This window comes from Rosenbergiella nectarea, assembly GCF_900111105.1.
GTDB lineage: Bacteria > Pseudomonadota > Gammaproteobacteria > Enterobacterales > Enterobacteriaceae > Rosenbergiella > Rosenbergiella nectarea.
The window spans coordinates 475,390-488,752 of sequence record NZ_FOGC01000001.1 but is presented as its reverse complement, the minus strand read 5'-3'; the positions used below and the strand labels follow the sequence as shown (position 1 = coordinate 488,752).

Annotated in this window: 11 protein-coding genes and 2 pseudogenes; 7 read left to right on the top strand and 6 right to left on the bottom strand. The window is 46.5% G+C overall.

Annotation, left to right across the window (positions count from 1 at the left end):
• Positions 1-53: 53 nt before the first annotated feature.
• Genes secF through tgt form a run of 4 tightly spaced genes read right to left on the bottom strand, consistent with a single transcriptional unit; the run spans position 54 to position 4,383 of the window.
• Complete coding sequence (secF, locus tag BMX14_RS02285) at positions 54-1,019, bottom strand: protein translocase subunit SecF (RefSeq protein ID WP_092672120.1); 966 nt, start codon at positions 1,017-1,019, stop codon at positions 54-56.
• A gap of 10 nt (positions 1,020-1,029) precedes the next feature.
• Positions 1,030-2,877 carry a protein translocase subunit SecD gene (gene secD, locus BMX14_RS02280; RefSeq protein ID WP_092672117.1) on the bottom strand — a complete coding sequence of 616 codons (1,848 nt, stop codon included), beginning with the start codon at positions 2,875-2,877 and terminating at the stop codon, positions 1,030-1,032.
• Between the two features lie 25 nt (positions 2,878-2,902).
• Positions 2,903-3,235, bottom strand: coding sequence for a preprotein translocase subunit YajC (gene yajC, locus BMX14_RS02275; RefSeq protein WP_062811989.1), 333 nt, complete (start codon positions 3,233-3,235; stop codon positions 2,903-2,905).
• A gap of 23 nt (positions 3,236-3,258) precedes the next feature.
• The gene (gene tgt, locus BMX14_RS02270; RefSeq protein ID WP_092672114.1) at positions 3,259-4,383 is read right to left on the bottom strand and encodes a tRNA guanosine(34) transglycosylase Tgt; all 1,125 of its coding nucleotides are present in this window, start codon (positions 4,381-4,383) and stop codon (positions 3,259-3,261) included.
• Positions 4,384-4,994: 611 nt separating this feature from the next.
• Here tgt and fhuE point away from each other — a divergent pair.
• Together fhuE and BMX14_RS02260 are read left to right on the top strand one after the other, a co-directional pair.
• Positions 4,995-7,220: a ferric-rhodotorulic acid/ferric-coprogen receptor FhuE gene (fhuE, locus tag BMX14_RS02265; protein ID WP_092672111.1), complete on the top strand. Its 2,226-nt coding sequence runs from the start codon at positions 4,995-4,997 to the stop codon at positions 7,218-7,220.
• Positions 7,221-7,292: 72 nt separating this feature from the next.
• Complete coding sequence (locus BMX14_RS02260; RefSeq protein WP_177173066.1) at positions 7,293-8,363, top strand: YncE family protein; 1,071 nt, start codon at positions 7,293-7,295, stop codon at positions 8,361-8,363.
• 182 nt (positions 8,364-8,545) lie between these two features.
• On the opposite strand, the gene queA is transcribed toward BMX14_RS02260, so the two are convergent.
• Positions 8,546-9,616 carry a tRNA preQ1(34) S-adenosylmethionine ribosyltransferase-isomerase QueA gene (gene queA / locus BMX14_RS02255; protein WP_092672105.1) on the bottom strand — a complete coding sequence of 357 codons (1,071 nt, stop codon included), beginning with the start codon at positions 9,614-9,616 and terminating at the stop codon, positions 8,546-8,548.
• Between the two features lie 99 nt (positions 9,617-9,715).
• Here queA and BMX14_RS02250 point away from each other — a divergent pair, with 99 nt between their 5' ends.
• From BMX14_RS02250 to BMX14_RS02235, 5 genes and pseudogenes are all read left to right on the top strand, one after another.
• Positions 9,716-10,297, top strand: coding sequence for an acyl carrier protein phosphodiesterase (locus BMX14_RS02250; protein WP_092672102.1), 582 nt, complete (start codon positions 9,716-9,718; stop codon positions 10,295-10,297).
• A 116-nt stretch (positions 10,298-10,413) separates the two neighbouring features.
• Positions 10,414-11,016, top strand: coding sequence for a peroxiredoxin C (locus BMX14_RS02245; protein ID WP_092672099.1), 603 nt, complete (start codon positions 10,414-10,416; stop codon positions 11,014-11,016).
• A 646-nt stretch (positions 11,017-11,662) separates the two neighbouring features.
• Positions 11,663-11,746, top strand: a pseudogene (locus BMX14_RS17140) (phage portal protein); the annotation flags it as partial.
• 161 nt (positions 11,747-11,907) lie between these two features.
• Positions 11,908-12,555 carry a pesticin C-terminus-like muramidase gene (locus tag BMX14_RS02240; protein ID WP_092672096.1) on the top strand — a complete coding sequence of 216 codons (648 nt, stop codon included), beginning with the start codon at positions 11,908-11,910 and terminating at the stop codon, positions 12,553-12,555.
• Complete coding sequence (locus BMX14_RS02235) at positions 12,542-12,892, top strand: hypothetical protein (RefSeq protein WP_092672093.1); 351 nt, start codon at positions 12,542-12,544, stop codon at positions 12,890-12,892. The genes BMX14_RS02240 and BMX14_RS02235 overlap by 14 nt, the downstream gene beginning before the upstream one ends.
• 128 nt (positions 12,893-13,020) lie before the next feature.
• Here the strand turns inward: BMX14_RS02235 and BMX14_RS02230 are convergent.
• Positions 13,021-13,341 (bottom strand): annotated as a pseudogene (locus BMX14_RS02230) (mechanosensitive ion channel domain-containing protein); the annotation flags it as partial.
• Positions 13,342-13,363: the final 22 nt, after the last annotated feature.

Genomic DNA, 13,363 nt, shown 5'->3' with positions numbered 1-13,363 from the left:
GTTTAGCATAAAAAAAGGGACATTTTCATGTCCCTTTTTAATACCCGTTATTTCTACTGGATACGTGGCTGGTCAGCCCCTTCTTTCTCGACTTTCTGCACTAACATATGTTCGCGCTTCATCCCGAGTTTTAACGCCAGCGCTGAGGCGACGTAAATTGAAGAGACTGTACCGATGGTGACACCGATTAACATCGTCAGTGAGAAGCCACGTAACAGCTCACCACCAAAGATAAACAGCATTAACACCACTACCAAGGTCGTCGCTGATGTCATCAATGTCCGACTCAATGTCTGAGTAAGAGAGATATTGACGATATCGTAAGGTGACCCACGACGGATCTTACGGAAGTTTTCACGGATCCGGTCAGAAACCACGATGCTGTCGTTTAACGAGTAACCAATCACCGACATCAGTGACGCAATGATGGTTAAATCAATCTCAATGTGGAACAGTGAGAGCACACCCATTGTAATGATGACGTCGTGCGCCAGAGCTAACACCGCCCCCAGTGCCAGGCGCCACTCAAAACGAAAGCCCACATAAATCAAGATACAGATCAATGCCGCCAGCAACGCTAACGCGCCTGCCTGTGCCAGATCACTGCCGACGCTTGGTCCAACGAACTCAATACGTTTTACCACTGCGGTTTGCTGCGTTGCTTGGTTGATTTCACTAATAACTTTAGTGCCAAGCTCTTGCCCCGCGTTTCCATCATGAGGAGACAAACGCACCATGACTTCACGACTGCTACCGAAGTTCTGGACTTGAGGGTCGCTAAAGCCGGCATGTTGTAATGCTGTACGCATCACATCCAGTTCACCGGGTTTCTCTAGCGTAATCTCAATCACCGTTCCGCCAGTAAAATCGAGCCCCCAGTTAAAGCCACGCACCCCCATAATGATGGCGGAAGCAATCAACAATAGCGCTGACAGGGTAAAGGCTAACTTGTCCCAGCGCATGAAATCATGCACCTTACGACCGTAGTTAAGTTGTTCTATACTATATTCTTGTGCCACAACAGGCTCCTTAAATCGACAGCTTGTTGATACGTTTACCGCCGTACAGCAGGTTCACAATCGCTCGTGTTCCTACAATGGCTGTAAACATGGAGGTTGCCACCCCAATCGCTGTCGTAATCGCAAACCCTTTAATAGAGCCAGTACCCACAGCATAGAGAATGATAGCCGTAATAAGTGTTGTCACGTTGGCATCGACAATACTGGAGAACGCACCACGATAACCTTCGTGAATCGCCTGTTGTACCGTCCGCCCGTTACGCAGTTCTTCCTTAATCCTTTCATTAATCAATACGTTGGCATCAACCGCTACCGCTAGGGTCAAGACAATCCCGGCAATACCTGGCATCGTCAAGGTCGCACCCGGCAACAGAGACATGATCCCGATAATTAAGATTAAGTTGGCAATCAGCGCTGTGGTCGCAATCACACCGAATTTCTTATAAAACACCAGCATAAACAGAATCGATACCGCGACACCCCACAAGCATGCATGTAAGCCTTGTTGGATATTCTGTTGACCCATGGTTGGACCAATGGTGCGTTCTTCTACAATCTGAATCGGCGCGATTAATGCGCCAGCGCGTAACAGCAAGGAGAGCTGATGCGCTTCATTTGGATTGTTAATACCCGTAATGCGGAAGCTATTAGCAAGACGAGATTGAATATTCGCCACGTTAATGACTTCTTCTTGTTTCGCTAGAATCGCACGACCGTTTGGATCTTTTTTACCGCTGTCTTTATATTCAACAAACAATGTTGCCATCGGTTTGCCGATATTATTCCGAGTGAAATCAGACATTGTGTTACCACCTGCGCTATCTAGCGAGATGTTAACTTGTGGCTGGTTGTACTCATCCATAGTAGACGTCGAGTCGGTAATATGATCACCGGTTAAGACAACACGCTTATAAAGGACAACGGGTTGTCCATCACGCATGGTCTTCACTTCGGAATCCCCCGGGACACGTCCTGCTGCGATAGCGGCGGGATCGACCGTGGTATTCACTAAGCGGAACTCAAGTGTCGCAGTTGCACCAAGGATCTCTTTAGCACGCGCGGTATCTTGGATCCCTGGTAACTCAACCACAATACGATCCGAACCTTGACGCTGTACCAATGGCTCAGAAACGCCTAATTGGTTAACACGGTTACGGAGAATGGTGATGTTTTGCTGTACCGCATACTCACGGGCTTCACTTAAGCGGGCATCGGTCATTGCAGCGGTAAGTTGGTTGCTGCCACGACTCCTGATGACCAGATCACGATGACGTGGGCTTAAGTAGCTCACGGCGGCATCACGAGCTTGCGAATTAGGGAACTGGATTTGTATACCGTAATTATCGATTTTACCGACTGTGGTATAACCGAGTTTCGCGGTACGCAGGTCGCCCCGTAGCATTTCAGCGTTTTGCTCTTGCAGCTTGCCTAACGCAGTGTCCATATCCACTTCCATTAAGAAGTGCACACCACCACGCAGATCTAAACCAAGCTTCATCGGTTCAGCCGAGAGTGCGGCTAACCAACGAGGGGTCGCAGGAGCAAGGTTTAACGCAACGACGTAATTATTGCCTAACGCGTTGGCCAGTGCTTCACGCGCACGTAATTGAATATCGGTATTAGCAAAACGCGCCATGATTGCGCCATTCTCTAATGCGATAGAACGGGTGTCGATATGTTGTTGTTTGAGTACTGTCTGGATCTGATCCAATGTCTGCTCACTGGCAGCGGCACCCCGCTCACCAGTGATTTGAACAGCCGGATCCTCACCATAGAGGTTTGGAAGTGCATACAACAGGCCGACCAGTAACACAACGATCAGCATGATGTACTTCCATAAAGGATAACGATTTAGCACGGCAGTTCCCTAAGGAAGAGTTCAATTATAATGCTTTCATTGTGCCTTTAGGCAGAACGGCAGCGACAAAATCACGCTTAACAACGACTTCATTGGTTTCGTTCAGCGCAATAGCAACATAACCGGTTTCAGAGATTTTAGTGACACGGCCCACGAATCCTGAGGTGGTCATCACTTCATCCCCTTTGGCAATCGACTCCATCAATTTCTTATGCTCTTTCGCACGTTTTTGCTGTGGACGCAAAATCATAAAGAAAAAGATCAGGCCGAATACGACCAACATGATGACCATCGAAAAACTACTGTTTTGTGCTGGTGCGCCAGCCGCTGCCGCGGCATCAGAAATGAAAAAGCTCATAAACTATCCCTCATTAATTAAAATCAAAATGGTAAAGCTGGCACTTCTTTGCCAATCTTCGTATAAAAGTCAGCAACGAATTCTTCTAACCGATCGTCTTCAATCGCTTGACGCAATCCCGCCATTAAACGCTGGTAATAGCGTAAGTTATGGATGGTATTGAGTCGTGCACCTAAGATCTCATTACAACGGTCTAAATGGTACAGGTAAGCGCGAGTGTAGTGCTTACAGGTATAACAATCACATTCTGCATCGAGCGGTGAGGTATCACTTTTATGCTTAGCATTACGGATTTTTACTACCCCGTCGGTCACAAAGAGATGTCCGTTGCGTGCATTGCGTGTTGGCATCACGCAGTCGAACATATCGATACCGCGACGTACCCCTTCCACTAAATCTTCGGGTTTCCCCACTCCCATTAAATAACGGGGTTTCTCTTCAGGTAACTGTGGGCAGACATGCTCAAGAATACGATGCATATCGGCTTTAGGTTCCCCAACTGCCAGGCCGCCGACAGCGTACCCATCAAAACCAATATCCACCAGTCCTTTAACTGAGATATCACGTAAATCTTCGTAAACACCGCCCTGTATGATACCAAATAGCGCATTCTTATTACCCAGCTCATCAAAGCGGTCACGACTACGCTGCGCCCAACGTAAGGACATTTCCATCGAACGTTTAGCATAATCCCAATCCGCTGGGTAAGGCGTACATTCGTCAAAGATCATCACGATGTCCGACCCTAAATCATGCTGGATCTCCATCGATTTTTCAGGATCGAGGAAAATGGGGTCACCGTTGATGGGATTCCGGAAGTGAACGCCTTTTTCGGTAATTTTACGGATATCACCCAAGCTAAACACTTGGAATCCGCCAGAGTCGGTTAAAATTGGACCTTGCCATTGCATGAAGTCATGTAAATCGCCATGCAATTTCATGATTTCTTGACCCGGGCGTAACCAGAGGTGGAAAGTATTACCGAGCAGAATTTGTGCGCCGGTCTCTTTCACTTCCTCGGGTGTCATCCCCTTTACGGTGCCATAAGTGCCGACTGGCATAAAGGCGGGGGTTTCGACTACTCCGCGATCAAACACTAAGCGACCGCGGCGCGCGCGACCATCGCGCTTAATATATTCAAATTTCACAAAACTTCTCCATCAGAGAAACAGTCTGATTAGATGCAACGAGTGACACACCAGAAATCGACGGGACGTTAGTCCATTCGTCCGGGTTAATCTTTGCAATATTGTGCCGGTTTAGCGCTTGTTCAAGACTAAATTTCGACACAGTTAATTTCCGCGCTAGGATGCTACCATAAAGTTGATGATTTCCCTATCCCGCCGCCTACCGCCAATACGCCGTCATCGACCAAGTCAGCGACCGCTATTTTGCCCGGCTCATAAGGCCTGAAATCAACAGTGGGAGAAAATTTGCGCTGTAGATCGATTTCTTTCGCGCTCTCCCCACCTCTGCCACCGGAGTAAAGATTAATAAAACATCATCAAATCAGTCATTAAGTCCCATTATTATCAGCGTAAATTAAGATAATCTTGCCCTAAATCCCGAATAAATAATGGGTTATTCCGACCTATTGTGACTTTACAAATTAGAGAAAATAACTATTTCATACATTAAAACTAATGATTATGATTAGCCTTCTCATTTACACGCGCTGCCATTAATTGTTGTCTCCTCTGTCAACACATAACAATAAAGGCATTGAGCATCTAAATCTTTTGGATTTATAGGGATAACTATGTCTGCTACTTGCAGAAGACCAGCCCGTTTCGTTGTACACACACCGCATAGTCATAAGCTATTCACGCTCTCACTACTGGCGGTCAGCCTCCATTCGCTTTTTGAGCTGCCCTCCGCACATGCTGCTGACTCGAACAGTTCAGCGACTCGCGAGGCGCAACAAGATGTCGTGGTCTACGGAGCCTCTGCCAACAATAGTGTCGACCAGTCCAATCAGGACTATCAGGTCAAGACCACTCGAGCAGGCACCAAGTTACTCCTGACACCTCGCGATGTCCCTCAATCGCTGAGCGTGATCACCCAACAGCGAATGCAGGATCAGCAACTACAAACCATCAACGATGTACTAAACAATACAACGGGGATTACCAGTGAACGGGATGATAGCGAAAGAGCCTATTACTATTCACGGGGATTCAAGATTAACAACTTCACCTTTGACGATATTCCTACCTCAATGGGGGATTCTTGGAACTACGGCGACACTGCGTCAGATACCGCGATTTATGAGCGGATTGAAGTGGTTCGAGGCGCGACGGGTTTGATGACGGGTGCGGGTAGCCCCGCAGCCTCGGTGAATATGGTGCGAAAGCATGCTGACAGTAAGACCGCTACCGGCAGTTTAGAGGCCAGTTATGGCAGTTGGAATAAGCAGCGGTATATCGCCGATCTTTCCACCCCCCTTAATCAGTCAGGATCGCTCCGCGGTCGGGTGATAGCAGGTTACCAGAATCAAGATAGCTGGCTGGATCGTTACACCAAAAATACCAAATTCCTCTATACCGCAATTGATGCAGACTTAAGTGCGCGCACTACCCTCTCTCTGGCCTTTGATTACCAAGATGCCGACACCAGCAATCCGACTTGGGGCGGAAACCCGGTCTTCTATAGTAATGGAACGCTTACGCACTATCGACGAAGCCTCAATTCAGCCGCTGATTGGACCTATTATCACACCACCGTGCGTAAACTTTATGCTGACTTAGTCCATCATTTCGATAACGGTTGGTCTACCCATTTGAACGGTACCCATGCTGAAAATACGTTCAGCGATAAGTTACTCTATGTCGGCTATCTCAGCATGCCTGATAGAGATTCTGGTGAGGGGGCTAACGGCTTCGGTAGTAAGGACCGCGGTAAACGTGAACTCACTTCTATGGATGGTTATGCAAGTGGCCCCTTTGCCTTGTTTGGCCGCCAGCATCAACTTATGCTGGGTGTGAACTACAGTCGCCAACATAATGCTACCAATAGCAGTAACGGTACGACCAGCGAAGACGGAAGCGAAATTACGAGCAGTGATCTCGGTATCTTTAATAACCATTGGAACGGAAATATCGCGCAACCGACTTGGGGGGATTGGTATCAGAATGCTGATGATATCATTCGTCAAAAGTCTGCCTATACTGCTGCACGTTTCTCCCTTGCCGAACCCTTGGCCCTGATTGTAGGAGCGCGATATACCCAATATCGTAGCGATGGTTCGAGCGGCGATATGGAAAAAAATAATCTAACGCCCTATGCCGGTGTCATTTATGACCTCAATGATACATGGTCAGCCTACGCCAGCTATACCTCTATCTTCCAGCCGCAAACCTATCGCGATAGCACCGGCCATTATTTGTCACCCATTACCGGTAAAAGCTATGAAACGGGCCTGAAATCAGCGTGGGACGATGGACGACTCACCGCGACTTTCGCTATTTTCCGCATAGAACAAAACAATGTGGGTCAGGAACAAGATGGCGTCTATGTGAATAAAAGTAGCGAGCAAGCCTATGTTGCAACTAAAGGCGCACGCAGTAAGGGTGCGGAGTTTGAGTTAAACGGTGCCATCACGGATAACCTACAAACGACCTTCGGCGCAACGCGCTATGTCGCGACGGATTCTGCCGGGCGCTTCAACAGTAATCAGCCGCAAACCGCCTTTAAACTCTTTAGCCGCTATCAGCTTCCTACCCTGCCAGAGTTGACCGTTGGCGGCGGGATAACTTGGCAAAACCGAGTATTCTGGGACGTTGCCGCTCCTGATGGCAGCACTCAGCGGATTTATCAAAGCAGCTATCCTTTAGCAAGCCTGTTTACGCGTTATCAGATCAACAAGCAGGTTGCGGTACAAGCTAATATCAATAATCTGTTCGATCGCACCTATTACACTTATAGGAACGGGGATGTCTATGGTGAGCCCCGTAACGTCTCAGTTAATTTATCCTACCAGTTCTAATCACTCACCCTAACGTCCTGCTAAGCCAGGACGTTTATTTTTCCCTATTGGTAGCCAATGAAGGAGTTTTTTATGAGAGGAAGTTTCCCCTCTATCAAAGCATTATATTCGGCGCTCTTAATGACCGCACTGACGGCTCCTACGGTTTTCGCCCAACCGCCAGCACCAGCAGCTTCCTCCGCAGCCTCCTCACTCGTTGAGCGGCAACTGGGTGATGGCTTGTATGAATTAGCCCTTATTCCCGGACAAAATAAGCTCTATGTTGCGAGCGCACAAAGTTTTAAAGACGTGAATGGTGGCGTGATCTATCGTCTGGATCCCACAACACTGGCCCTCACGGGTGAAACGCATACCGATCTTAAAAACTTCGGCATGGCCATTGATGACAAGGGCCAATTCTTCTACACCACCAACTCGCTTGATGGAGGAGTCTCTAAAGTCGATACCCAGACGGGAAAGGTTGTCGAACGCCTATTTTTTAAAGGTAAAGATAAAGATGGAGACCCTATTGGTGCTCGGGAAATCCTCTTCCACAACAATCAACTCTATATTGGCCGTGTCACCGACCCCGGTTATATTTCGATTGTCGATGCCCAGACCATGACCTTAAAAGGGAAAATAGACAATGTCGGCAAGTGGGTGACAGGTATCATCTATTCCCCGATAACTAAACGAATTTATGCGGCGAGTGGCAGTGGCGAAATAGCGGTTATCAATCCTGCAGATAATAAAATTGAACAACGCTGGAAGCCTGATGATGGACACAAATACCTGTTCCTCAATATGGCGGAAGATCCCACAACTGGGCGTTTATTCGTGACCGATAACTCCGAAGGTAAGACGACTTTAGTCTTTGACGAGCGATCAGGGAAAGTGATTAAACGACTACCGGGTGATGCGTTAGGGATAAAGTTTACTGCTAAACGCCACGAGATTTATATTAGCCAGCGTGAATCGAAAAAAGTCATTCAACTGGATGCGACCCACTTAACGCAAAAGCGCTCATGGTCATTTGAAGGCCATCCCAATAGCCTACTCGTTTCACCTGATGGTAACTCGCTCTATGTAACCATAAAACAGGACTTTAACGAGGATAACACCACCAAAGGACCCGACAGTGTGGCGCGAATTTCGCTGAAGTAGTTGTCGTTTGGAACTGCCTATTCTCGACGACTTTCGGCGAGACTAAGGCAAGCTAGGTTACCGTGGAGTGTAAGCAGCACCAGCAATAGCGCCTTACAAGGTGACTTCATCCACCCTTAGCATCATAACGGATAAAAGAGGGGCTAACGTTAGCCCCTATTCAATGACTTGGGCGTGCTCCATTACGCGCTCATAACCTCATTCACCGCTTCGGGGTTTTGGGTAATAAACATGGCATCACCGTAACTAAAGAAACGATATTGCTGCACCACCGCTTGTTGATAAGCGTGCATGGTATTTTTATAGCCCGCAAAGGCAGAGACCAGCATAATTAGCGTCGATTCAGGAAGGTGGAAATTAGTGATTAACGCATCGATCACTTGATACTGATACCCAGGGTAGATAAAAATCTGCGTATCATCGAAGAAAGGCGCGATTAACGCATTGTCTGCCGCCTTGGCCGCACTTTCCAAAGAGCGTACAGAGGTCGTACCGACCGCGACCACTTTATTGCCCCGTGCTTTACAGGCCAATACGGCATCCACCACCTCTTGCGGGACTTCAGCATATTCAGCATGCATGATATGATCTTCAATGCTCTCAACCCGAACCGGTTGGAACGTTCCCGCCCCCACATGTAAAGTGACAAAAGCGGTTTCGATCCCTTTTTGACGTAATGCGTCCAAAAGCGGCTGGTCGAAGTGCAAACCCGCGGTCGGGGCAGCGACAGCACCCGGTTTCGCGCTATAAACGGTTTGGTAAAGCTCGCGATCAGCCTCTTCGTCGGGTCGGTCGATATACGGCGGTAATGGCATATGGCCGATATGGTTGAGGATATCTAACACCTCGCGGCTATCATGGAACTCAATCTCAAACAGGGTATCGTGGCGAGCAACCATGGTAGCTCGCACCTCTAAGGTGTCACCCAATAACAGTTCCGTACCCGGTTTCGGTGCTTTGGAGGCACGAACGTGGGCCAATACTCGTTTGTCGTCCAGCATCCGCTCCACTAGCATTTCAAGCTTACCGCCGCTGGCTTTTTGACCGTACACTCGGGCAGGGATCACCCGAGTATTGTTAAACACCAGTAAATCACCGGGTTGTAACTTATCCAACACATCAGTGAAGACGCCATGCTGTAACTCTCCCGAGGGCCCGTCTAACGATAGCAGTCGGCAAGCGCTCCGCTCAGGTTGTGGATAATGGGCAATTAACGACTCGGGTAAAGCAAAGTTAAAATCAGCAACGCGCATGGTGACTTATTCCGATAAAAATTTAGGCGCACAGTGTAACGGAAAAGGGGGCATTACAGAACCTTTGGCTTTTAGGATAACTCAGGTAATAATGGCGCTATGAATTTTCTTGCTCATCTCCACCTCGCCCAGCTCGCCAACAGCTCTTTAACCGGTAACTTACTGGCGGACTTTGTGCGTGGCGATCCTGACGGCCGTTGGTCAGACGCCATTGTAGCCGGGATCCAGATGCACCGTCGGCTCGATAGCCTTTCCGATCATCTGCCAGAAGTCCGTGAGGCGAAACAGCGGTTCACGCCGGAAACCCGTCGTGTAGCGCCCATCGCACTGGATGTGATTTGGGACCATTTTTTAGCCCGCGACTGGTCAAACTTCCATCCCCGGCAGACGTTGGCTGAATTCTGTGCCATGGCTGAACAGACTATTGCTCGCGATTTGGCACAGACCCCAGATAACTTCCAACATCTGAATAGACTTATCTGGCAACAACGTTGGTTAGAGCGTTATGCCGAGGCGGAGAGCCTAGATAACGTATTACGGCAGATGGCGCAGCGTCGGCCACGTCTCATTATGCTGGCTGACTGCTATCAAGATTTCGTCACGAACTATCGTGAATTAGAAACCTTGTTTTACCATTTTTATCCCCGATTAATGGCGTGGGCCACAGAAAAACAGCTTTAAAGTCCCCCGTCGGTTATTCGGTTCTGGTACACTGCCTTAGCGCAATAGACGCAGGATCCGCTCATCCTGAGCGGTTGTCCTAAAACGATTTTTATTCATTAACACTTGGAGTATGTATGGTACTTGTGACTCGTTCAGCCCCTGATTTTACCGCTGCAGCAGTTTTAGGTAACGGTGAGATTGTTGAGAATTTTAACTTCCATAAGCACATTGCCGGCAAACCTGCCGTACTCTTTTTCTGGCCAATGGACTTCACCTTCGTTTGTCCTTCAGAGCTGATTGCATTCGATAAGCGTTACGCTGAATTCAAGCAACGTGGTGTGGAAGTTGTAGGGGTTTCTTTTGACTCAGAGTTCGTTCACAACGCATGGCGTAACACACCAATCGATAACGGCGGTATCGGTAAAGTTCAATACGCGATGGTTGCTGACATCAAGCGTGAAATCCAACAAGCTTACGGTATCGAACACCCAGAAGCCGGTGTTGCCCTACGTGGTTCATTCTTAATCGACAAAGACGGCGTTGTTCGTCATCAAGTCGTGAACGATCTGCCACTTGGCCGTAACGTTGATGAAATGCTGCGTATGGTTGACGCGCTGCAATTCCACGAAGAGCACGGCGAAGTCTGTCCTGCACAGTGGGAAAAAGGAAAAGAAGGCATGGGCGCATCACCAGAAGGCGTTGCGAAGTACCTGTCTCAAAACGCGGCGAAGTTATAATCGCCTTGCCCCCTAAGACGTTAGGGGGCACTCACCTCGCGTAAGGGATCACCGCGCCGTAGACAAGCTCTTTCATCGTTATTATTAAGATGATTATGCGACTTCCACTACACCAGTAAAATAGATGTCTAAGAACGCCTCAAAACCAAATTAAGACAACAGATTAACCACAAACCATCATCTGCGAGCGTCTGAAGATATCCGTGAAAATACTGTCATAATTGGTATACGTTAAGATATACCGAGAAAACGTAAACCAATAATTAAGCAACTGCTTTGTCTCGAACTACGCACCCACTCCCCCATACCGACGTTTCACGTAGTAAAGCAATTTCACTCTCCATGACGGCGATGGCTCATTTCTAATGGTTAAAATCACTGGAAAAAAACGTTGGCGTTTTCGTACTTTACGCCCCGCCACAAAAAAACTCACAATAATAACTCTGGGATCATAGCCGTCACTATTCTTAGCAGAAGCGAGAGGATTGCGCTCAGAGTATCTCAGCTTACTAGCCAAAGGCAACGCCCCTCAGACTGAAGCTAAACAGGAAGTCGAGTAAAAACTCATCGCAGCAAACCGTATATTTCTATCAGTTACTCACTACTGGTTCGAACTTGAACATAATAGTATTACTCCTAATACTAATTTTTGATAGATAGCGTCTTCCACTTAACAGAGCCCGGTTTAAATCAGGAGATTTACGGATTACATGAATATCTGTCTGAGATCCTTCAGGACTTTTTTACATGGCTGAAGATTACGCCTAGAAAAAAAATCAAGAAGACTCTTTATTTTTTAAAAAAACTTTTAAATTCCCGCTTTAAGATCAAGGTACTGCCAAAAAAAGATCGTAACATGTTTGACTCTGGATAGATAAAGGATGATAAAAAATGCTAGAGCCAAAAAAAGGAACGCTGACATTTAGGGCCGAAGGGAATAATGTAAAATCAAGTAGAGATTATTCCAAAAAAATACACTGGCCTGGGAACTCTTCATCTTGCCAGAAAGATAATTCAGGAGTGACAATTGGTAGAGGGTTTGACCTCGGTGATAGAAATGAAACTAGCGCACTCATTGCTTTAAAACAAGCGGGTATAGAAAATAGAAAGGCTGAAGCAATTTCAAAGGGCGCAAAAAAGAAAGGATGTTTAGCCTATAACTTCGTACTTGAAAACAGGGATTCTATCGAGGAAATAACAGATATTCAGCAGTTAAAGTTATTTGAGATAACTTATAATGAATTAGAAAAAGATGTTGAAAGAATAAGTAAGTTACCTAAAAACATTCACGACTACCATCCCAATCCGAACACCCCACCAGATTTAGCTTGGGAAAACATTCCTGACAAAATAAAAAATATACTTATCGATCTTAGATACCGAGGTGACTACACACCAAAAGCCAGAGAACATATACAAAGAATGGCTTACGCTGGAGATATAGAGGGTTCCGGGAAAGCCATATCAAATAGAAGTAATTGGATAAAAGTACCTAATGATAGGTTCAATCGGAGAGTTGAGTACTATGAAAAAAATTAAATTTGCTTCCTTAATTGTGATTTTTTCATTTAATGTTAATGCTGCATTTACAGAGCCAGAAATGAGTCAACTAAATGAAATAAATGAAAAATATATTAAGAAAGAGATTGAATCTAGGGAAAAATTAAACGCAGCAATAAAAGAATCAATAGCTAACCTTCCAAAAGAAAAATCAAATATACTAAAATTACATGAGCTGTGGAGTCAGGCTACCAAAATAAAGTGTAGACTTGCTATACTTGAGTCACTCAATACTGATGCGGAAACAGCAAGTAAATACGAATGCCTTGCTAATGAATACACTTCAGAAGCTGATTTTTTCAATAGTACATATTAAATTTATATGAAAGGATGTGTAGAAAAGCCCAGTTTATTTTGGTTTGTGAGAGTGAACGTAAGAATGGATGCTCATTAGATTAGGTTTGAAAGTGTCGGTCAGGCAACTTGAATGTTTTGATTATCTCGCTGCGCATTCCATTGGCTGATCGCTTGCTGCTTGTTCACTAAATAGGGGCTGAGTAGATGAGCTTGTCCAAGCTGATCAATTTCCTCCGCCGATAAGAAGTGAATGCTGGTGGTATCAATATTGACACTACGCTTTATGCGTCTGCCCCCTGATTCTGACATCCCTCGCCAGTTTCTAAAGGAGTCGGAAATTAAGGCGTAAGCGGGAATAGTAACGATAGTTTTATCCCAATTGTGTACTTTGACCGTGGTTAAATTGATGTCGATTACCGCACCATCAGCGCCATATTTTGGCATATCGAGCCAATCTCCAATTTTTAGCTATCTACGCATAACGGAGCGA

Bases quoted from the DNA above. Each gene is read 5' to 3' on its own strand.
- BMX14_RS02250 (WP_092672102.1), top strand. From the start codon at position 9,716: ATGAATTTTCTTGCTCATCTCCACCTCGCCCAGCTCGCCAACAGCTCT.
- BMX14_RS02240 (WP_092672096.1), top strand. From the start codon at position 11,908: ATGCTAGAGCCAAAAAAAGGAACGCTGACATTTAGGGCCGAAGGGAAT.
- BMX14_RS02245 (WP_092672099.1), top strand. From the start codon at position 10,414: ATGGTACTTGTGACTCGTTCAGCCCCTGATTTTACCGCTGCAGCAGTT.
- fhuE (WP_092672111.1), top strand. From the start codon at position 4,995: ATGTCTGCTACTTGCAGAAGACCAGCCCGTTTCGTTGTACACACACCG.
- BMX14_RS02235 (WP_092672093.1), top strand. From the start codon at position 12,542: ATGAAAAAAATTAAATTTGCTTCCTTAATTGTGATTTTTTCATTTAAT.
- yajC (WP_062811989.1), bottom strand. From the start codon at position 3,235: ATGAGCTTTTTCATTTCTGATGCCGCGGCAGCGGCTGGCGCACCAGCA.
- queA (WP_092672105.1), bottom strand. From the start codon at position 9,616: ATGCGCGTTGCTGATTTTAACTTTGCTTTACCCGAGTCGTTAATTGCC.
- BMX14_RS02260 (WP_177173066.1), top strand. From the start codon at position 7,293: ATGAGAGGAAGTTTCCCCTCTATCAAAGCATTATATTCGGCGCTCTTA.